General features: G+C 65.3%; 25 protein-coding genes and 1 other annotated feature. Of the genes, 22 read left to right on the top strand and 3 right to left on the bottom strand.

Annotation, left to right across the window (positions count from 1 at the left end; all coding sequences use genetic code 11):
* Nucleotides 1-23: 23 nt before the first annotated feature.
* Nucleotides 24-509: a hypothetical protein gene (locus WEB52_02480; protein ID MEX2225300.1), complete on the bottom strand. Its 486-nt coding sequence runs from the start codon at nucleotides 507-509 to the stop codon at nucleotides 24-26.
* A 167-nt stretch (nucleotides 510-676) separates the two neighbouring features.
* On the opposite strand from WEB52_02480, the gene WEB52_02475 reads away from it, so the two are divergent.
* From WEB52_02475 to WEB52_02465, 3 genes are all read left to right on the top strand, one after another.
* A complete protein-coding gene (locus WEB52_02475) occupies nucleotides 677-856 on the top strand; it encodes a hypothetical protein (protein MEX2225299.1) in 180 nt (59 codons plus the stop codon).
* 98 nt (nucleotides 857-954) lie between these two features.
* Complete coding sequence (locus tag WEB52_02470) at nucleotides 955-1,464, top strand: hypothetical protein (GenBank protein ID MEX2225298.1); 510 nt, start codon at nucleotides 955-957, stop codon at nucleotides 1,462-1,464.
* Nucleotides 1,465-1,494: 30 nt separating this feature from the next.
* A complete protein-coding gene (locus tag WEB52_02465) occupies nucleotides 1,495-2,430 on the top strand; it encodes a WD40 repeat domain-containing protein (GenBank protein ID MEX2225297.1) in 936 nt (311 codons plus the stop codon).
* Nucleotides 2,431-2,463: 33 nt separating this feature from the next.
* Here the strand turns inward: WEB52_02465 and thiE are convergent, their stop codons facing one another.
* Nucleotides 2,464-3,108 carry a thiamine phosphate synthase gene (gene thiE / locus WEB52_02460; protein ID MEX2225296.1) on the bottom strand — a complete coding sequence of 215 codons (645 nt, stop codon included), beginning with the start codon at nucleotides 3,106-3,108 and terminating at the stop codon, nucleotides 2,464-2,466.
* Nucleotides 3,109-3,168: 60 nt separating this feature from the next.
* Between thiE and WEB52_02455 the strand changes: the two genes are divergently transcribed.
* Entirely contained in the window at nucleotides 3,169-4,086 is a 918-nt protein-coding gene (locus tag WEB52_02455; GenBank protein ID MEX2225295.1) for a DMT family transporter, read from the top strand.
* On the opposite strand, the gene WEB52_02450 is transcribed toward WEB52_02455, so the two are convergent.
* Nucleotides 4,073-4,795: a glucosamine-6-phosphate deaminase gene (locus WEB52_02450; GenBank protein MEX2225294.1), complete on the bottom strand. Its 723-nt coding sequence runs from the start codon at nucleotides 4,793-4,795 to the stop codon at nucleotides 4,073-4,075. The two genes, WEB52_02455 and WEB52_02450, sit on opposite strands and share 14 nt — an antisense overlap.
* A 118-nt stretch (nucleotides 4,796-4,913) precedes the next feature.
* Between WEB52_02450 and WEB52_02445 the strand changes: the two genes are divergently transcribed.
* From WEB52_02445 to WEB52_02360, 18 genes are all read left to right on the top strand, one after another.
* Entirely contained in the window at nucleotides 4,914-5,921 is a 1,008-nt protein-coding gene (locus WEB52_02445; protein ID MEX2225293.1) for an LLM class flavin-dependent oxidoreductase, read from the top strand.
* A gap of 273 nt (nucleotides 5,922-6,194) precedes the next feature.
* A complete protein-coding gene (locus WEB52_02440; protein ID MEX2225292.1) occupies nucleotides 6,195-6,635 on the top strand; it encodes a TadE family protein in 441 nt (146 codons plus the stop codon).
* Between the two features lie 20 nt (nucleotides 6,636-6,655).
* The gene (locus WEB52_02435; GenBank protein ID MEX2225291.1) at nucleotides 6,656-7,576 is read left to right on the top strand and encodes a pilus assembly protein TadG-related protein; all 921 of its coding nucleotides are present in this window, start codon (nucleotides 6,656-6,658) and stop codon (nucleotides 7,574-7,576) included.
* A gap of 58 nt (nucleotides 7,577-7,634) precedes the next feature.
* Nucleotides 7,635-7,826, top strand: coding sequence for a hypothetical protein (locus WEB52_02430; protein ID MEX2225290.1), 192 nt, complete (start codon nucleotides 7,635-7,637; stop codon nucleotides 7,824-7,826).
* A complete protein-coding gene (locus tag WEB52_02425) occupies nucleotides 7,823-7,948 on the top strand; it encodes a hypothetical protein (GenBank protein MEX2225289.1) in 126 nt (41 codons plus the stop codon). Before WEB52_02430 ends, WEB52_02425 begins: the two co-directional genes overlap by 4 nt.
* A gap of 7 nt (nucleotides 7,949-7,955) precedes the next feature.
* Nucleotides 7,956-8,459 carry a TadE family protein gene (locus WEB52_02420; protein MEX2225288.1) on the top strand — a complete coding sequence of 168 codons (504 nt, stop codon included), beginning with the start codon at nucleotides 7,956-7,958 and terminating at the stop codon, nucleotides 8,457-8,459.
* Between the two features lie 253 nt (nucleotides 8,460-8,712).
* Complete coding sequence (locus WEB52_02415; GenBank protein ID MEX2225287.1) at nucleotides 8,713-8,835, top strand: hypothetical protein; 123 nt, start codon at nucleotides 8,713-8,715, stop codon at nucleotides 8,833-8,835.
* A 16-nt stretch (nucleotides 8,836-8,851) separates the two neighbouring features.
* Nucleotides 8,852-9,607, top strand: a complete 756-nt coding sequence (extP, locus tag WEB52_02410; protein ID MEX2225286.1) for a selenite/tellurite reduction operon b-type cytochrome ExtP — start codon at nucleotides 8,852-8,854, stop codon at nucleotides 9,605-9,607.
* A gap of 15 nt (nucleotides 9,608-9,622) precedes the next feature.
* Nucleotides 9,623-10,765 (top strand): hypothetical protein, encoded by a 1,143-nt coding sequence (locus WEB52_02405; protein MEX2225285.1) that lies wholly within the window; start codon nucleotides 9,623-9,625, stop codon nucleotides 10,763-10,765.
* Complete coding sequence (locus WEB52_02400) at nucleotides 10,758-11,432, top strand: Rieske 2Fe-2S domain-containing protein (protein ID MEX2225284.1); 675 nt, start codon at nucleotides 10,758-10,760, stop codon at nucleotides 11,430-11,432. The genes WEB52_02405 and WEB52_02400 overlap by 8 nt, the downstream gene beginning before the upstream one ends.
* On the top strand, nucleotides 11,429-12,703 hold the full coding sequence (locus WEB52_02395; protein ID MEX2225283.1) for a c-type cytochrome: 1,275 nt from the start codon (nucleotides 11,429-11,431) through the stop codon (nucleotides 12,701-12,703). Before WEB52_02400 ends, WEB52_02395 begins: the two co-directional genes overlap by 4 nt.
* Nucleotides 12,704-12,803: 100 nt before the next feature.
* Nucleotides 12,804-13,094: a hypothetical protein gene (locus WEB52_02390; GenBank protein MEX2225282.1), complete on the top strand. Its 291-nt coding sequence runs from the start codon at nucleotides 12,804-12,806 to the stop codon at nucleotides 13,092-13,094.
* Between the two features lie 152 nt (nucleotides 13,095-13,246).
* Nucleotides 13,247-13,460, top strand: a binding site (T-box leader).
* A 289-nt stretch (nucleotides 13,461-13,749) separates the two neighbouring features.
* Nucleotides 13,750-15,450 (top strand): biosynthetic-type acetolactate synthase large subunit, encoded by a 1,701-nt coding sequence (gene ilvB, locus WEB52_02385; GenBank protein MEX2225281.1) that lies wholly within the window; start codon nucleotides 13,750-13,752, stop codon nucleotides 15,448-15,450.
* On the top strand, nucleotides 15,447-16,028 hold the full coding sequence (gene ilvN / locus WEB52_02380) for an acetolactate synthase small subunit (GenBank protein ID MEX2225280.1): 582 nt from the start codon (nucleotides 15,447-15,449) through the stop codon (nucleotides 16,026-16,028). The genes ilvB and ilvN overlap by 4 nt, the downstream gene beginning before the upstream one ends.
* A gap of 51 nt (nucleotides 16,029-16,079) precedes the next feature.
* The gene (gene ilvC / locus WEB52_02375) at nucleotides 16,080-17,078 is read left to right on the top strand and encodes a ketol-acid reductoisomerase (GenBank protein MEX2225279.1); all 999 of its coding nucleotides are present in this window, start codon (nucleotides 16,080-16,082) and stop codon (nucleotides 17,076-17,078) included.
* A 162-nt stretch (nucleotides 17,079-17,240) separates the two neighbouring features.
* Nucleotides 17,241-18,788 (top strand): 2-isopropylmalate synthase, encoded by a 1,548-nt coding sequence (locus WEB52_02370; GenBank protein MEX2225278.1) that lies wholly within the window; start codon nucleotides 17,241-17,243, stop codon nucleotides 18,786-18,788.
* Nucleotides 18,789-18,877: 89 nt separating this feature from the next.
* Nucleotides 18,878-19,255 carry an AbrB/MazE/SpoVT family DNA-binding domain-containing protein gene (locus tag WEB52_02365; GenBank protein ID MEX2225277.1) on the top strand — a complete coding sequence of 126 codons (378 nt, stop codon included), beginning with the start codon at nucleotides 18,878-18,880 and terminating at the stop codon, nucleotides 19,253-19,255.
* Complete coding sequence (locus WEB52_02360; protein MEX2225276.1) at nucleotides 19,246-19,755, top strand: PIN domain-containing protein; 510 nt, start codon at nucleotides 19,246-19,248, stop codon at nucleotides 19,753-19,755. The genes WEB52_02365 and WEB52_02360 overlap by 10 nt, the downstream gene beginning before the upstream one ends.
* Nucleotides 19,756-19,761: the final 6 nt, after the last annotated feature.

Here is a 19,761-nt window from a genome sequence, read left to right as displayed (position 1 = left end):
CACGCTGCCGGCGCGAGGGGTTGCTATCCTTGCGCCCGTTGTTCGAGTCCGTAGCGAATCTTCTGCTGAGGCGTCATCGCGCTGAGGTCGGTTGATGAACGCTGCGGGGCGCCGGCGGGCACGCGCGTCGCGCTCGCCTGCGCTTCGATGTGCGACCTCACGCGCCCGACGACGTCGCGCGCGGCGACGAGCGACGCATCGACCGCGGCGATGGTGTCGCCGGCGATGAGGGCGGCCGGAAGCGCCGGCTCGGCGCGGATCGCAAGCTCCCGGTACCGTGTCGCGGCGTCGCGTTCGCGCTGCGCGGTTTCGGCGATCTGCGCGCGCAGGTCCTCCGCCTCGCTCGACGACGTTTCGCTCGCTGCCTGCGCTTCCGCCAATGCGGATCGCAGCGAGGCTGCTTCGTCGGCTGCCTGCGCAGCCGCCGCTTCCAACCTGCCGACTTCCGCCCGCGCTGTCTCCAGGTCGTCCGGTGCCGTGTCCCCTCCTGCGGGGTCCTGTTCGGCCATCGTCCACCTCCCTTTCCTCTTCGGTTGCCGATGACGCGACGATATGGCGCATCGCGTCGATCGCAAAGCGCTGCGTGTCACCCGGGCGGGTGTGTGCCGTACACGGGGGTCGGGCTACGCTATCGCCGCTAACCGCGATCGTCGTGAACTCTCGAAGGAGCGCCGACATGCCGAATGAGCCGAGGTACTGGGGAATCATCGCGCCGCTGCCGGCAGACGTGCGCGAGCGCGTATCCGCGATCTGGCAGCACGCCGACTCGGCGACGCTCTCCGTGCCGGCGTACGGCCTCGAACCCGCTGCGATGCTTTCGTACATGGCGAAGGTCGCGGACGTGTTCTACCGCTGAGCAACATAGCTAGGCAACATTTCTGCGTACACGCTTCTGACATGCCCGCGACGCATGCATCGACTCCTGCTTGTCGGCGTCTACGGCACAATGCTTGCGTGCACCGCAAACCTCCGATTCCGCTCGTCCTGCCACCCGTGATGTTGTTCGCGCTACTCGTCGTCGTGGTGGCGCTGACTGCCTGCATCGAGGGCGACGATCCGGACACGACCGCACCCGCGCCGCCGCCGGGCGAGGAGTTCGGCGGCGTCCCGACGGACAGTGCCGGCGGTAACACACTGACGCCGGCCATCGATCCCTGTGGGGAGGCGGTGCCGGCGGCGATCGTTGAGCCGGGCACGCGGCAGACGGTTATCGGCGATGTCGTCAACGTCCGCAAGGCGGCAGGACCGCACGAACCGCTGACCCTGCTGGAATTCGGCGAGGAAGGCGGCGATGTCCCGTTCGCCATCGCGATTCCGGACCGCGTCCTGGACGAGTTCGCGCAGCCCCCGGCGGAGTTGTACGCGGGAGTCGAAGTCTGCGTGAATGGCGTCGTCCAGGAGTTCGAAGGCATCCCGGTCATCTTCATCGCAGGTGACGGCGAGATCGTCACGACGGGAGAGTGAGCGCACCGCCAATCGCCTAGACTGGTGCGCATGGCGAGCGTCTATCTCTTCGACGGCGATCAACTACGCGGCATCGCGTCGCCGGAGTCGGCGCGAAGATTGCGCTGGGCGGCGTGGCGGCCGCACGGCGAGTATGCGTTGCTCGTCGGGAATCGCGGCCAGGTATTCCGATTCGACGAGGGCCGTTTCGACGATCTGCCCTCCCAGAGCTCGCACAATCTGCGTGGCGCCGCCTGGTCCCCCGACGGCGCTCTCGCGCTGCTCGCCGGCAATCGCGGCGCGGTGCTTTTGTACGACGGTCAGCGCTTCCATGAATTGCCATCGGTCACGGCCGAGAATCTGCGGCGCGTGGCGTGGGCCCCGGACAACTCGTGCGCGCTGATTATCGGCAACGGCGGTGTGGTGCTGCGCTTCGATCGCGACACGGGGGCGCTCCTGCCGCTACCGGGGGATCGCGCGCACACAATGCGCTCGATCGCGTGGCGGCCCGACGGCGCCTATGCGCTCATCGGGGCGTATTCGAGCGCGTACGCCGGATATCCGCGACCGCACATGCTGTATCGCTGCGACGGCCGCTACACGCAGGCGCTGCTGGCGACTGACGACCAGGACGACGCCGTGGCGATCGCGTTTCGGCCGGGCACGCAGCCCCCGCGCGCGCTCGTGCTGTCGGTGGCCTATCGAGACAACGACGCGGTGGCCAATAAGCTCTTCGAGTACGACGGCTCGACGTTCGCGACGACGCCCGTCGAGGCGCCCGCCGCGCTGCTCGGCGCGGCGTGGCGCCCCGACGGGGCGCACGCACTGATCTGCGGCGAGCGAGGGGCGTTGTTCCGCTACGACGGGCGCTCGATCGACGCACTGGCGTCGAATACGAATGACAATCTCGTCGGGCCGTTCTGGCGTCCCGGCGAAGCCAGCGCGTTGGTGCTCAAGGGCCCGGACGAGCGAGTGTACACCGTCTGAATGCGGCTCCCGCGCGGCATCGCCCCGCTCTGGCTAGTCCTGCCTGCGTCCGAACGCCGCGCTCAACGCTGCTGCCGCCGCGCGCGGATCGGGCGCGCCGCAAACGGCGCTGATTACGGCGACGGCATCAGCGCCGGCCCCAATGACGGACGTGATGTTCGATGCTTTGATGCCGCCGATCGCGACAACGGGGACGTCGACGGCTGCCTTGATTTCAACCAGCCGTTCGAGTCCCGCCGGCCGTGTGTCGTCCTTCGACGATGTTGAGAACATGGCGCCTACTGCGATGTAAGCGGCGCCATCCGTCGCGGCCGCGCGCGCTTCGTCGACGTTATTCGTCGAAATGCCGACGATCATGTCAGCCCGCACGATCGGGCGGACGGCAGCGATCGGCAGGTCGTGTTGACCGAGGTGGACGCCGTCGGCTCCGGCGGCCATCGCCAGGTCAGCGTGATCGTTGACGATGAAAGTCGCGCCCTTCTCGCGGCAGAGGGCGGCGATTGCGCGCACCTCGGCGAGTTGATCGCCCTTGTCGCGCCGTTTGTCTCGCCATTGGATCATCGTGGCGCCGCCGGCCACCGCGGCCTCCGCCACATCGAAGGCGCTGCGTCCGCCACAGGCGTCCGGGTCGACGATCACGTAGAGGCCGCTGATACGGTTGGCAGGTGTTGGAGTCATCGCGAATCGCTCACAATGCGATGATACGCGGCTGTGGCGGATGGTAGGGCGGAGAGACGATTGAAGGCAGCGGACGCCCTCCCACTCGTCGCGCTGAGCGTCATCTGGGGTTCGGCGTTCACGATGAACGACGTTGTGGTCGACGAGGTGGATCCGTTCACGATCGTCGCCGGGCGCCTGCTGCTGTCGGCGGTGCTCCTCGGCGCGGCGGTCGTGCTCTTTCGCCGCTCGCTGCCGCCGCCGTCGGCCTGGGGCGTGCTGCTGGTGCTGGCGGTGCTCAATAACCTGGTGCCGTTCACGCTGATCACGTGGGCGCAGCAGCACATTGCGAGCAGCCTGGCCGCCACGCTCAACGCGACGATGCCGCTGATGACCTTTGCCATCGCGGCGGCCGCTGGCACAGAGCGTCCGGCGCCAGACCGCGCGCTGGGCGTCGTGGTCGGCTTCCTGGGCGCGGTTGTGCTGATCGGGCCTGACCTTGCCGATATCACCAGCTCGGACGCCCTTGGCGACCTGGCTGTGCTTGGCGGATCGGCGGGCTATGCGGTCTCAACCGTCATCGCGCGCCAGAAGCTGCAAGGCGATGCGATTTCGCTCGCAAGTGGCCAGATGATCTTTGGCGCGCTGATCGCCGTCCCCCTCGCGCTGGCGATCGATGGATCTCCGGACCTTTCGATCTCGGCGCAGGCTTCCCTTTCGTGGATCGGGCTGGGGGCGCTGTCATCGGGCCTTGCGTACGTGATCTTCTTTACGCTGGTGCAGCGCATGTCGGCGACATCGATCTCGCTGGTGAGCTATCTGATTCCGCTCGTTGCGACCGTCATGGGTTGGGCCGTGCTCGACGAGCAGATTAGCGTGAACCTGTTCGTCGGGCTTGCGCTCATCATCGTCGGGATGCTGCTGGTGAACGGCGTGGCGCAGCGTCATGCACCGGGTGCGCCTGATCATGGCGCGGGCACACCGGTCAGCGGCGACTGAGCTGCGAGGTCGCGGCCTCGTCGAGCACCCACGTGAGATCCGCGTGCGATCGCAGCAGCGAAGCCGGTACGTCTTCTGTTTCGGGACCTTCGATCGCGTCCCGGACGATCGCCGCTTTGTGGGCGCCGCTCGCGAGCACCAGCACGGCGCGCGCCGCGAGGAGATCAGACATGCCGAGCGTCATGCCGCGGTCGGGCACCGCGTCTATCGATCCGAACGTCGCCGCGTGCACTTCTCGCGACGCCGGCGCGAGGTCGACGGTGCGCGCGTGCGAATCACGCGTCGAACCCGGCTCGTTGAAGGCGACGTGTCCGTTTGTGCCGACCCCGAGCAAGCAGAAATCGATGCCGCCAGCGGTCACGATCGCACGCGCGAAGTCGCGGATGTGCGCATCCGGATCGTCTGCCGACGGATTGGGGACGCGCAGCGCGCGGAGCGGAAACGTGAGGTGGTCGCGATAAAACACGGTGTTGGAGCCGGGCGTCGCGGCTGTCACGCCGACGAACTCGTCGACGGCATAGACCGTGGCGCCGCTCAGGTCGGCATCGCCGCGGGCCACGCGCGCCGTGACTTCCGCGTAGGCGTGAATCGGCGTCATGCCGGTGGGCAGCGCGATCAGCGCGTATGGCGCGGCGCCGACCGCACCGCAAATCGCATCGGCGGCGAGGCGGGCGAGTGATTGTTCGTCTGGCACGACCTGTATGCGCATGAAGGCAATCGTAGCAAGTGGACTTCGACGACGGCGCCCTGGCGAGGTGACGGTTTGACCCCTGGTGCGACGGGATTGATCATGCGCCGGTCAAGTGTGCAGCACAGGAGAAGATGCCATGCCGCAGCGCATCGGGTTGCAGATCGGGTTCGCCGGAAGCCCTCAAGAGCGGGAGGACATCATCAAGCGTGTGCAGGTGGCCGACGATCTGGGTGTCGAATCCGCCTGGGTCGCGGAGGCGTGGGGGCGAGATGCGTTCAGCATCCTGACGCAGCTTGCATTGAACACGAAGAAGATTCAACTCGGTACCGCCATCGTCAACGTATTCAGCCGCACGCCGGCCATGCTGGCGATGACGTTCGGGACGCTGGACGAGCTCTCCGGCGGGCGGGCGATCATCGGGCTGGGGAGTTCGGGCGCGAACGTCGTCGAGCACTGGCACGGCGTGAAGTTCGAGAAGCCGGCGACGCGTCTGCGCGAATACATCGAGATCCTGAACATGATCATGCAGCGCGAGAAGCTCATGTACGATGGCCAGATCTTCAAGTTCGAGCGGGGCTTCACGATGCAGTTCCCGACGCTGCGCGACCACATTCCGACCTATATAGCCTCGATAACTCCGAAGAGCATGGTGCAGACCGGCGAAATCGCGGATGGCTGGATTCCCATCTACTGGCCCAAGGACAAGATCAAGCAGGGCATCGACCTCTTGATGCAGGGCGCGACAAAGGCCGGCAAAACACGCGCCGACCTCACGGTCGCTCCCGCGCTCGTCATGCAGCTCACCGAAGCGGGCGATGAGGCATCGATACTGTCGCAGGCCCGCGGGCCGATCGCGTTTTACGTCGGCCGCATGGGTACCTTCTACTACGAGATGCTGACCCGCAACGGCTTCGGAGATGAGGTGGAGAAGATCCGGGCGGCCTGGGCGAATCGAGACGCGCGCGGCGCCGCCGAGGCGGTCTCCGACCGCATGCTGGATCAGACAGCAGTCGTAGGTCCGCTCGAGAAGTGCAAGGCGGAGATCGACGAGCGGCGGGCGCTCGGCATGGACCTGCCGATCATCACGATGCCCGGTAAGGATGAGGTCGAGATGGGCCGCATCCTGGAGCACCTGCTCGCTTAGGCTCCCTCCACTCGCGGGCGTGCAACGAAAGCCCCTGCCGCCGCGTTTGAGCCGGAGTCCGGGGACGTACAGAAGGGACCCTGTACGGCCGATAGATCACCTAGGGAGAGACCGCCGGCAAGGATGGATCCGACGCTCCGGCATACCCGACCTCAGCCGTTTGGTACTTCACATAACTGAGCGAGCGCGGTTCCCGTCATATCGGCACCGGTACCGGGGCCGATGCAGCAGCGCCGGGGAAGGTCCGGTGATGCAAAGATCGGAAGACTCTTGATGGGGAGAGTCATCGCGAACGCTTTCCGGCGTAAGCGGAGCCGCCACAGCGAGCGCGGACAGACGCTCGTTGAGATGGGCTTTCTGCTGCCCATTTTCCTCGTCCTCATCATCGGCGTCGTCGAAGTGACGAACGCCATGAACGCGTACGTGACCGTGATCTCGACGGCACGCGACGGCGCCCGCCTCGGCTCCAAGGGGTTGGCGACCGACGACGAGATCAAGAACCTCGTGGTGATCGAGACCGAGCGTCTCCGAAACCCGATCAACCCCCTTACTGATATCGCCGTTACACACAACCAGATCGATGGCGTTAACGCCGTCAAGGTCGAAGTGTGCAACGACTACGAACCCCTGCTTGATGTTCCGCTCATCGTTCCGGACACGCTCCGGATCTGCAGCGCAACCGCGATGCGGGCGTTCCCGCCGTCGACGAACTGAGCGGCGGAAGGAGTACCGAGATGTTGCGCATCGTGCGCCACCTGCGCAGTGAACGGGGACAAGTGCTCCCGATGTTCGTCATGCTCCTCGTCACATTTATGGCGATGACGGGACTGGCGATCGATGCGGGACGGGTGTACGTGGCGCGCGCCGAACTGACGCGCGCTCTGGACGCGGCCGCGCTCGCCGGCGTGCTGGAGTTGCCGGATATCGCTGACGCGCAGACGCGCGCGACAGCCTACATGACGGAGAACCAGTCCGATGCGACGCTCAGCTTCCCGGCGGCGAGTGAGAATCAATTCCGCGTCGAAGGCACGCGCAACGTGGGCATGCTATTCATGCGCATCGTCGGGTTCGAGGACCTGGACATCACGGCGAGCGCGGCGGCCGGCTTCGGGATCGTCCCCGCCGATACGGTGCTGCTCGTCGACTCGACCGGAAGCATGGGGGCGAGTCCGTGCAACAGCTCCGACAGCAACTCCGGCTGCCCTATTAAGGAAGCGAAGGACGCAGCCGAAGGCTTCGCTGACTTCTTCCTGGCCGATGCAAGCGGCTTCACGCAGGTCGGCTATACGCCGTTTCGTGGCTGCCATAACCCGCCACGCACGCACAGCGGCTGCGTCACCGACAACATGCTCGAAGACCTCACCGTCGACCTGAACGACATCGTAGGCGCGATCGACGACACTACGGCGATCGGCGGCACGGGCACGAACGTCTGTCTGGCGCTGTACAAGGCGCAGGAGATGTTCGACGGGCCGAACGCCCAGACAGCGAGCAATACGCTCAACTCGATCGTGATCCTGACGGACGGCGACAACACCTACAACAGCGCTTCCTATTCGAGCAGCGAGGGAACGCCGCCGACGACCTGCCGGCCGGCCGGAAAGCAACTTCACGTCTTCCGATGCCTTCGTCGGCACCGGCTGCTCGGCGGCTAACTCCGGTTCGGCATCGAGTTCCAACCCGGGCTCGAACTCAGAGACGCGCGAGCGATCGTTGGATCGCAAGACGCGCGATCTCGCCGTCACGCTGAAGAATCAGGACATCGAGATTTACGTCGTGGCGTTCGGCGCGTGCGGATCCTCCAACAACAACACCGTGTACACCGCGGATCAATGCAAGACGGACTCGAACGGCGGCCAAATCGGGAACAACGATCCCGACACGACGGCTGACCAGAGGCTGTGAAGTGCATCGCATCGTCGACACTGAACACGAACGACCACTTCTACCGCGTACCGACGGCAGAAGACCTGCCGGCGGTCTTCGAAGACATCGCGCACGCCATCGCGTTCCGGCTGATTGAGTAGGAAGATGATGCAAACGAACGTCCGAAGCAGCCGAAGACGCCGCCGCCGCGAGCGAGGGCAGACGCTGGCCGAGTTCGCGCTCGTGGCGCCGATCTTCTTCCTGCTGGTTTTTGGATTCATCGACATGGCGCGCCTGTACCAGTCGTGGGTGACGATCCAGCACGCCGCACGCGAGGGCGCGCGCTACGGCGTCACGGGCCGCGCCGACTGCAACATCGCATCGCCAACGCGCGAGGCGTGCATCGAGCACGTGGCGCGCACGCAGACCGAGGGCTTGAACAATCCGGCGGGCGACCTGACGGTGGGCTTCAGAAGCTGGGACTATCCCGCCTACGCGAACCCGGCCCTCGACGATAGCCCGGGGGAGCAGTGCGACGCGATCGAAGTGAACGTTGGCTACGCCTTCTCGGCGGCGACGCCGATCCTGTCGCAGATCATCGGCGAGTTTCACATCACGGCGCGCGAGCGGCTCGTGAACGAGCCATTCGGGCCGTGTGCCGCCGCAAGCTGATCGAAGCAGGGGTGCGTTTACGCGCCTGAGGGGCCTGCCGATCCTCCCCTGATCTTCCCTTGGCGAGGACATTGAGGACGGGCTCGAACCGACGTTGCAGAGCCGCGTTAAGGCGCGCGCTGGATTCAAATTGCCTTGACACTAGTAGGGGCCGATGCTAGATTCCCGTTTGATACGGGATTCACAAATGGCACTCGCGCCGGGCTTGTCGCGCAGAGCTGAGCCTGGTCCGGGCGGCACCGCTGGAGTCTCCATGTTGTCCCTCGCGATCGAAGGGTTCGTTGGCAAGGACTACGAGGAGCTCGTGTTCGTGCTCCTGGCCATGGCGATTTCGTTCGGCCTTATGATCGCGTTCGGCGCCTGGTGGTCCCGCTAGGGCCGGGAGGTTCGGAATGGCGCGCACGGAGCAGCCAAAGGGCCCGGGCCTGGGCGATTTCCTCTACGACAAGCTCTTCCACAATTACGTCTGGCGATCGGTGTTTCGTTCGGGATACCCGAACACGCCGCGCAACCAGATGCTCGCCATCGCCACGAACGTCTTCTTGCACCTGCACCCGACGCGCATTCACAAGACGCACGTCAAGATCACGCACACGTACTGCCTGGGCGGACTGAGCTTCTTCATGTTTTTGGGGCTCACCGTCACCGGCGTCATGTTGATGTTCTACTACGTGCCGTCCGTCGACCGCGCGTACACGGATATGCAGGCGCTGGAGACGAACGTGCGCTTCGGCATGCTGATCCGCAACCTGCACCGCTGGATGGCACACGGCATGGTGCTGACGGTCTTGTTGCACATGATGCGCGTCTTCTACATGGGCGCGTACAAGCCGCCACGTGAGTTCAACTGGGTGGTCGGCGTGATCTTGCTGGTGCTGACACTGTTGCTCTCGTTTACGGGCTATCTGCTTCCCTGGGATCAACTGGCGCTCTGGGCGATCACCGTCGGTACGAACATCGCCGGCACGGCGCCGGTGCTGGGCAGTGAGACGCGCTTCGTGATGATTGGCGGCTTCGAGGTCGGCGATGCGGCGCTCATCCGCTTCTACACGCTGCACGTGATCGCGTTGCCATTGCTTGCCGCGATCTTCATGTCGGTGCACTTCTGGCGGATCAGGCGCGATGGCGGGCTCGCCCGTCCGCTCTAGTGAGGTAACGGGAAGATGGCGGTAGCTACCCCTGCAGCCGGCGCCCGCGAGACGGTACGGCAACGCCGCGACCGGGATCAAGAACTCCTTGTTTGGCCAGACTTGGTCTTCGTTGAGTTCATCTGTGCTGTCCTCTTCACGATTTCGTTCGTCATCCTCTCGACGTTCGTCAATGCGCCGTTGCTCAACCGCGCCAATGCCGATATCACGCCGAACCCCTCGAAGGCGCCCTGGTACTTCATGAACCTGCAGGAACTGCTCCTGCACATGGACCCCGGGCTTGCGGGCGTGATCGTCCCGACGCTTCTGCTGGTCGCGCTTTTCGCGATCCCGTACATCGACCGCGACAACGATGGCCAGGGGTCGTGGTTCGGGACGAAGTACGCCGTCCGCATTACGACGTTCGCCTTCGTATGGGCATCCGTATGGGTGACGTGGACCGTCCTCTGGGACGACGGCGCGCACGTGCGCGTGTACGAGCGCTTGCCGTACCTCATCCCGGGCACGCAGTCCGGCGACGACATGATCGAGTGGCCGGGCGAGAAAGGCACGCTGTTCTTCGAAGATTGGCCCGGCGGTGACGCCGCTCGCGTCGTCTGGGACTTCGCGTTCCTGGAGAACCGCGTCGCCGTGCGCGATACGTGGGAGTGGAGCATGCCGGTGCCCTTCCAGCCCGGCAGCGGTCCGCACGACGGTCATCTCGATTGGCCGCAGGACTTCCAGAACGTCCCCTTACCCTTGAATGGCACGTGGATCTTCCAGTGGGAGGACCCCGTCGATTCATGGATGCCGGGATGGCTCAGAGCGATGGCGTATCCGTACGACGCGCACCTCGACATCCCGGCGATCACGGCCGAGTACGTGATGCCGAGCGTCACGATCATCCTCTTGATCGCGCTCATGATCGGGATCCTGTTCAAGCTAGGTTGGGCGCATACGACGCGTGACGCTGTGATCGCGTTTTTCACCGGCTTCATCCTGGTGTACTTCGCACTGACGATCATCGGCGTGGCGTTCCGCGGCGAAGGGCAACAGCTCGTGCCGTTCTGGAAGGTGCCGAACCTGGAAGGCAACCCGGCGATCCGCAACTATGAGCCGCCGCCGGACGCACCATACGTACTCATCGACCGACGATCCGGGAACGAGATGCATGGCTGACGACGAGACGGAACAGCAAGAGCAACAGGAGAAGGCGCCGGCGCGCCGAGCCGCGCAGCCGGTGGCGGCAGGGGCCGGCGGCCACGCCGTCGTGATCGCGCAGCCCGCGCCGGTCAGCACGCCGATCTTTCCGAAGGTGTCGCGACGCAACGTCGTGCTCATCGGCTTCTGGGCGGGCATGGGCGCGGCACTGGTAGGCATCGCCGCGACGGTCGTCAACTCGCTCTATCCGCGCAACGTGAAGGGCTTTGGCGGCTCGATCTTCGTCGGCACGGTGGATCAAATCGAGCCGGGGCAGAAATTCAAGAACGTCGAGGCGAAGGTCTGGATCGTGCGGCTCGATGCGACGCAGGCCGAACGCAACGGCGGGCAGGAGGGCGCGATCCTGGCGCTGTACCAGAAGTGCCCGCACCTGGGGTGCACGGTGCCGTATCGCGCTGACTACTCGCGCGAGGATCCGCGCAACGGGCAGCGTTATGCAGGCTGGTTCCTCTGTCCCTGCCACGGATCGACGTATAGCGATGCCGGCGTCCGCGTCTTCGGGCCCGCACCGCGTTCCATGGACACGTTTGCTCTGACGGTCGACGGTGGCAACATCACCGTGAACACGGGTAACATCACACCCGGCGGCATCGACAACGCGTCTCGCGGTGTGATGCCCGCATGAACACCAACAAGCAGATCAACATCATGCTCCTGATGGTGTTCGCCTCCGTCGTGCTGACAGGCGCATACTGGCTGATCGACCCTGACCGCGCATCGTCCGCTCGCGACCGCCAGCTCGAAGCGACGATCGAACGCGGCGCCTGGCTGTACGCGCAGAATTGCCGCGTCTGCCACGGGAACACAGGCGAGGGCGGCGGTGCCAGCAACCGGTTGCGCGCGGCGCCGCCGCTGAATCGCCCCGACCTGCGCGGCGTCGGCGAGGACGGATTCGAAACGGCACTCCTGACGCAGGCCTACGACCTCGTGTTCGACACGATCACTTGCGGACGCGTCGGGCGCGCGATGCCGACGTGGGGTCAATCACAGGGCGGCACGCTCAACGAGGAGCAGATCAAGCAACTCACCACCTTCATTACGCAGGCCGTCCACGAGGAAGAACTGGCGAAGGCGGCGGCAGAGGCGGCGGAAGGCTCCGAAGAGAACGGCGAGGAAGAGGAAGAAGCCGAACCTGAGAACGCCTGGGAGATCGCCGAGATCTACGCCTTCGAGGGCGTGCCCGAGTTCGACCTGCACAGCCCCGACACGCAGGACGAATTGCACCTGGCCGAATCGATCGACGCGAATGCTACCGAACTCACGCTGACGTCACCGGTCGTGAACCCCGCCGAGGCGACGGGCGAGGGGTTGCGGCTGCAAATGGCCGAAGAACTGATGCTCGTCCTATCGGTCGACGCGGAGACGGGCGTCGTGACGGTCGAGCGGGGACTCGGGACGACCGACCCGGCGCCGCACGAAGCGGGCACGTTCGTCGTGGAACCGCCGGTGCCGCCGGACCCGCCGGCGATCACCGAACGAGCGTGCGGACAGACGGCGTCGGCGGTACCGACGGCGGCGCCCGAGCCGCCTTCGGCTGAACTGACGATCGTTGCTTCGGGCACCGCCTGGAACAAGACGCAGTTGTTCGCGCTGCCGGACGGACCGCTGACGCTGACGGTCGACAACCAGGACGACGGCATCGCGCACAACATCGTCTTCTTCGAGGGCGCGGAGCCGGGCGGCGACGAGATCGTGCGCACGGACATTGAGAACGGGCCGGTGACGCAGACGCTGAACTTCGGGCCGCTGGCGGTCGGAGACTATTTCTACTACTGCGAGGTGCACCCCAACATGGAGGGCGTGCTGACGGCAGGCACGGCGGACCAGAGCGGCGACGCCGCAGGGGAAGGCAGCGGCGCCGAGGATCCCGTGACGACAGATCCGGTGGTGCCGTAGCGGCTTGACGCGCCGAAACGGCTGAATCTAGACTCATGTCGCAGGACGCGTTCAGTCACAGGACGCGTCCTCGCGTTTGATACAAGACGGAGGGATGACGATGCCAGCACAGGTCGGCAAGCGCTACATCGCGGCGAGCGGTGCGGAACTGATCGTGACGAAGGGCGGCGATGGCGCGCTCCAGGACGGCGACACGCCGCTGAACATCAAGGAAGCCGGGCCGCCGGCGGACGGCTCCAACGGCGGCGGCGAGGTCGCGCTGGGCAAGCGCTACGCATCGGGCGATGGTGCGGTTGAAGTGCTGTGCATCAAGCCCGGCGCACTCGACCTCAAGTACAACAACGAGCCCATGGAACTCATGCAGCCCAAGGTGCTCCCTTCGGCGGACTGACGCCCGGGCGTTCGGGAAGGCGGACGAAGGAGACGCGGCTCCCGCAGCGAGCCGCTCCTCGTTACCAGCCGCCTGAGCCACCAGTCACCAGTGACCAGCCACCAGCCGACCAGTTTGACACCTTCGTTATGCGCTCGATATACTCCGGCCCGATACTGGCGTAGAAGCGCACCAGTAGGTCCGAAGTCAGCCCCAGAGCGAGCCGGTGATGGTGCGAGACCGGCGGCAAGAGCGGACCGAACTCGGCGCGGAGCCGACGGGGTGAAGCAGTAGCCCTGTCCGGGGTAGCGGCCGTTACACCGCCTCGAGCGCTCGCCTTCGGGCGAGAAGAAGGGTGGCACCGCGGGCCGCAATCCCGCCCCTTTGTGGGCGGGTTTTTTGTTAGTCCGCGAACGGCCACCAGGAGCACATGAAGACGTACGGATCGGTTCCCCAGGAGGTTTCCTCGGCCGCGGCACTCCACGCCACGTGGACGTCACGCGGCCGCGTCGTACAGCCCTCCCCGGGCCGCCCTTCGAGCGCGCTGCTTCCGCTCGTACTGCTGGCCCTCCCGCTTTAACAGCCTTCGGTCCGCCCTGCGCGCGACAGGAAGGCGATTCTAACCAGTCAACCGGCGCACACTGATCCCGCGCGAGCGGGCGTGCAGGAGAGCAAAATGACCAAGATCAAGGGCGCAGAGATCATCATGGAGTGCCTTCGCAAGGAGGGAGTCGACGTCATCTTCGGCTACCCCGGCGGCGCCAACCTCCCGATGTACGACGCGCTGAAGAAGTATCCCGACATCAAGCACATCCTCGTCCGTCACGAGCAGGCGGCAGCACATGCCGCCGACGCGTACGCACGCGTGAGCGGCAAGGCCGGCGTCGTCTGGGCGACGTCGGGACCCGGCGCGACCAACCTGGTGACGGGCATCGCGAATGCGTGGATGGACTCCGTGCCGTTGGTCTGCATCACGGGCGCCGTCGTCTCGTGGCTGCTCGGCCGCGATGGCTTCCAGGAAGCAGACATCACCGGCATCACGATCCCGATCGTCAAGCACAACGAACTGGTGCTCGACGTCGAGCAGATCGCGCCGGCGATCGCCGAGGCGTTCCACATCGCGACGACAGGGCGGCCGGGCCCGGTGCTCGTCGACATCCCACGCGACGTGCAACAGCAACTCGCGGAGTTCAATTACCCCGATAGCGTCGACCTGCCCGGCTACCAGCCGACCACGACCGGTCACCCGCAGCAGGTGAAGAAAGCCGCGCAACTCATCGACGAGGCGGAGCGGCCGCTGATCCTCGCCGGACACGGCGTGGTCATCGCGCGGGCGGCCGAAGAGCTGAAGGAGCTTGCGGAGAAGGCGCAGATACCCGTCATCACGACGCTGCTCGGCCTGGGCGGGTTCCCCGGGTCGCACGAACTGAACATGGGCATGCCGGGCATGCACGGCATGTACTGGAACAACATGGCGATCCAGGAAGCCGACGTCCTGATCGGCATCGGCATGCGGTTCGACGACCGCGTGACCGGCGCGCTCAAGGAGTTCGCGCCGAAAGCCAGGATCATCCACATCGACATCGACCCGGCGGAGATCTCGAAGAACGTGAAGACGGCGGTGCCGATCGTCGGCGATGTGAAGACGGTGATGCAGCAGTTAATCCCGCACGTCAGCCCGGCGCGCCACGACGCGTGGCGACGGTGGATCGATGACATCCGCCGCGACCACCCTTCGATCGCGATCCCGGAGACGGACAAGATCCTGCCGCAGTACGTGATCAAGAAGATCTACGATCTGTCGGGGCCGCAGGCGTACTACGCGACGGGCGTCGGGCAACACCAGATGTGGGCGGCGCAGTACTTCTGGGGCGACAACCCGTATTCGTTCGTGACGTCGGGCGGACTCGGCACGATGGGCTTCGAAGTGCCGGCGGCGATCGGCATCCAGGTGGCGAAGCCGCAGTCGACGGTGTGGTCGTTCTGCGGCGACGGCGGCTTCCAGATGACGATGGAAGAGCTGGCGCTCTGCACCGAGTACGAGTTGCCGGTGAAGTTCGCCATCATCAACAACAACTACCTGGGCATGGTGCGCCAGTGGCAGGACCACTACTACGACGGCAACAAGCAGTCGGTCCGCATGTTCCAGCCTGACTTTGTGAAGCTGGCGGAGGCGATGGGCATGGTCGGCCTCAGGGTGAGCGAGAAGTCGATGGTCGAATCGACCATCGAGGCGGCACTGCAGCACCCGGGCGCCGTCCTCATCGACTTCCAGGTGGAAGAAGCGGAGGACTGCTTCCCGATGATGCCGCCCGGCGTCAGCCTTTCTGAGACGATCGATCAACCGCCCGTGAATCAGCCGGAGTACGCGCGATGAGCAACCGACGACTGCACACGATCGTGGCGCTGGTGCAGGACCGCCCCGGCGTCCTGAACAAGATCGCCAGCAAGTGGCGCCAGCGGGCGTTCAACATCGAGAGCCTGACCGTCGGGCACAGCGAGATCCCCGGGCTCTCGCGGATGACGTTTACCGTCGATGGCGCCTCGAACGACATCGAGCAGGTGACGAAGCAGCTCTACAAAGTGATCGAGGTGGTGAAGATCACCGACGTCACGTCGGAGCAGGTCGTGGCGCGCGAATTGGCGCTCGTCAAAGTCGGCGCGACGAAGGAAACCCGCGGTTCGATCATCGAGATCGTGGACGTCTTCCGCGCGAAGATCGTCGATGTCGGATCCGACTCGCTGGTGATCGAAGCCACGGGCACGGAGGACAAGATCGACGCCATCGTCGCGATGCTGTCGCCGTTCGGGCTGAAGGAATTGGTGCGCACTGGCCGCGTGGCGATGGTCCGCGGCGGCACAACGACGGTGAAGGCGCCGCCGACGGACGGCGCGGAGCAGCGCCCGCACCGGTCGGCGGGCGAAGGCAAGCCGAAGGTCGGGAGCCTGATTTAGTCAGAGGCCACAGACTCGCATCGAGCGAACAACACGGGAAGACACGGACACATGCCTGAGATGTATTACGACAAGGATGCCGACCTCGCCGTCCTGCACGGGAAGAAGATCGGCGTCATCGGCTTCGGGAGCCAGGGGCACGCGCACGCGCTGAACCTCAAGGACAGCGGCCTCGACGTCGCCGTCGGCCTGTATCCCGGCTCGAAGTCGTGGAAGGCCGTCGAGGACTCAGGGCTGCGCGTCGGCTCGGTGCGCGAAGTTGCCGAGCAGTCCGACATCATCATGATCCTCACGCCCGACCAGGTCGCGCGCGAGGTGTACTACGGCGCTATCGCCGACGGCTTGAAGCCGGGCAACATGGTGATGTGGGCGCACGGCTTCAACGTTCACTACGGCCAGGTGACGGCGCCCGACGACGTCGACGTGACGATGGTCGCGCCGAAAGGTCCGGGCCACCTGGTAAGGCGCGTCTACGTCGAGGGTGGCGGCGTGCCGGCGCTCTTCGCGGTGCACCAGAACGCCACCGAGAACGCGCGCCAGATCGCGCTCGCCTACGCGAAGGGCATCGGCGCCACGCGCAGCGGCGTGCTGGAGACGACCTTCAAGGAGGAGACGGAGACCGACCTGTTCGGAGAGCAGAGCGTGCTTTGCGGCGGCGTCACGTCGCTCGTGAAGAAAGCCTTCGAGACGCTGACCGAGGCGGGCTACCAGCCGGAGCTGGCGTACTTCGAGTGCATGCACGAACTGAAGTTGATCGTCGACCTCATGTACGAGGGCGGCATGGAGTACATGCGCTATTCGATCAGCGACACCGCGGAGTTCGGAGATTACACGCGCGGCCCCGTCGTCGTGGACGCGCACGTGAAAGAGAACATGCGCAAGGTGCTGGACCAGATCCAGGACGGCACGTTCGCGCGCGAATGGATCTTGGAGAACCAGGCGGGGCGTCCGAGCTTCAACGCCCTGCGGCGGCTGAACGCCGAGCATCCGATCGAACAGGTGGGCGCCGAACTGCGCGGCATGATGGCGTGGCTGAAGAAGAGCCGATAAGGGATCGGGATGTGGGCGTAGAGATGGACCGATCGACAACTCCAGCGCTGCACCGGGAGGCGATGCTCACACTTCGGCGGCCCTCGCTCGCCTGGCGGGCGGAGGGCCACCGGCGCACTGTGGAATTGCGCCCGCGCTTCGGGCGAACGGAGGCATCGATACATGGATAAGGTCATCATCTTCGACACGACGCTGCGCGATGGCGAGCAGTCGCCCGGCGTAGCCCTCACGACACCGGACAAGCTGGAGATCGCACACCAGCTCGCCAAGCTGGGCGTCGACGTCATCGAGGCGGGCTTCCCCCGCACCTCGCCCGGCGACTTCGAGGCGGTGCAGACCATCGCACGCGAGGTGCGTAGTGCTCAGATCGCCGGACTGGCGCACGCGAACCCCGAAGCGGTCGACGATTGCTGGAACGCCGTGAAGGTGGGCGAGGCGCCGCGCATTCACGTCTTCCTGTCGTCGTCCGACATTCACATCATGCACCAACTCGTGAAAGACAAGGAGACGGTGCTCGAAATGGCGCGGACCATGGTTGCGCGCGCCGCCGCCTATTGCTCCGATGTCGAGTTCAGCCCGATGGACGCGACGCGCAGTGACCGCGACTATGTGTACTGGATGCTAGAGCAGTGCATCGAGGCGGGGGCGACGACGGTGAACATCCCGGACACCGTCGGCTACACGGTGCCGGAGGAGTTCGCCGAGTTCATTCGCGACATCATGAACAACGTGCCTAACATCGATAAGGCGCGTATTTCAGTGCATTGCCACAACGACCTGGGGCTTGCTGTCGCAAACTCGCTGGCTGCGGTGAAGGCCGGCGCGCGGCAGGTCGAAACGTGCATCAATGGCATCGGCGAACGCGCCGGGAACGCTGCGCTCGAAGAAGTAACGATGGCGATTAAGACGCGCCGCGACTTTTTCGACGTCGAGACGAACATCAGGACTCAGGAGCTGTACCGCACCAGCCGTCTCGTCTCGGATCTGACCGGCATGAGCACGCAGCCTAACAAGGCGATCGTCGGTGCGAACGCTTTTCGCCATCAGTCGGGCATCCACCAGGATGGCATCCTGAAGATGCGCGAGACGTACGAGATCATGGACGCGAAGGACATCGGCTGGCCGACGGGCGGCGCGGAGATCGTGCTTGGCAAGGTCTCCGGGCGGCACGGATTCAAGTCGCGGATCGAAGAGCTGGGCTACGAGCTGACGCCCGAAGAGCTGTCGCGCGCGTTCCTGGCCTTCAAGGATCTGGCGGACAAGAAAGCGGAGATCGACGATCGCGACCTGGAAGCGCTGGTCGCGGACAAGCTGCGGACGCACGACGAAATTTACCGGCTCGACTTCGTCCAGGTGACGTGCGGCGACCACGCGACGCCGACGGCGACCGTCCGCCTCATCGCGCCGGACGGCCAGATTCGCTCCGATGCCGCGCTCGGCACCGGGCCCGTCGATGCGGTCTACCGGGCGATCAACCGCATCATTGATGTGCCGAACGAATTGACGGAATTCTCCGTGAAGAGCGTGACCGAGGGCATCGACGCCCAGGGCGAGGTGACGATCCGCATCGAGAGCGCGGAGCGGAGCTACGTCGGGCGTGGCGCCGATACGGACATCATCGTCGCTTCGGCCAAGGCGTACATGAATGCGCTGAACCGCATGATGGCAATCGAGCGACGGCGCGACAGCGAAGTCAGGACGAATCCGTAGACATAATCTCCGCGCCAAGCAGACAAGGGCTGCCCTTTACTTTGGGTAGCCCTTCTTGGTAATGTGGTGGCAGACCAAGGAGGCAGACGATGAGTGACAATGATGCTACCCCAAAGGGCGCACCGTATCCCGTGGAACACGGGCGCGGCTGGCGGCGCGTGGCCGAGATCGGCGCACCCTATCTCGTCCTCGATCACGAGGACCCGGCGATAGCGCGCGGCACGACGCGCCTCAGCAGCAAGAACCAGATCACGCTCCCGGTGGCGATGGTCCGCCATCTCGGCCTGGAGGCGGGCGACGAGCTGGATCTCACGGTCGTCGGGGAGGCTATCCGCGTCGAACTGCGGCCACGGACGCCGCAAGCGTGGGTCGATCGCCTCGCCGGCTCGATGGCCCACGTTGCCGAATGGAAGACCGACGACGACATCGATACCTACGTCCGCCGCGAGCGGGATAGTTGGGAGTAAGCGAGTTCGTCGTCGCGCTGAAGGGCATGCGGCATATCACGCTGGACACGGCGGGCTGCATCTACTTTCTGCAGGGTGATTCGCGCCGATTCCCGCCGGTGAGGAAACTTCTCGAGATGGCCGCGCAGAGTACGTTGCAGGTCGAACTTCCGGGGATCGTCCACCTCGAGTTGCTGGTGCGGCCGTACCGCTCCGGCGACATGCGCGAGATGGCGATGATTCGCGGCCTGACGCACGAGCAGCCCGGCGTGAGCACCGTCGACATCAGCGAGCAGGTGTTGCTTGCCGCGGCGGGCATCCGGGCGATCACCAACTTGAAGACGCCCGATGCGCTCGTCGCGGCGTCCGCCACCGTAAGCGGCAGCGACGCGATCGTCGGCAACGACCGCCGGTTCGATGTGCTAAACGCGCTGGACGGCGTCGAGTTGCTCACCGCCGGCCGCAAGCGGCTCCCGGTGCCGAAGTACCTCCATCTGGACGATTTCGCCGACACGAACTGAGGCACA

This window comes from Dehalococcoidia bacterium (genome assembly GCA_040902535.1).
GTDB lineage: Bacteria > Chloroflexota > Dehalococcoidia > DSTF01 > JACRBR01 > JBBDXD01.
This window is presented reverse-complemented; position numbering and strand designations above follow the sequence as displayed.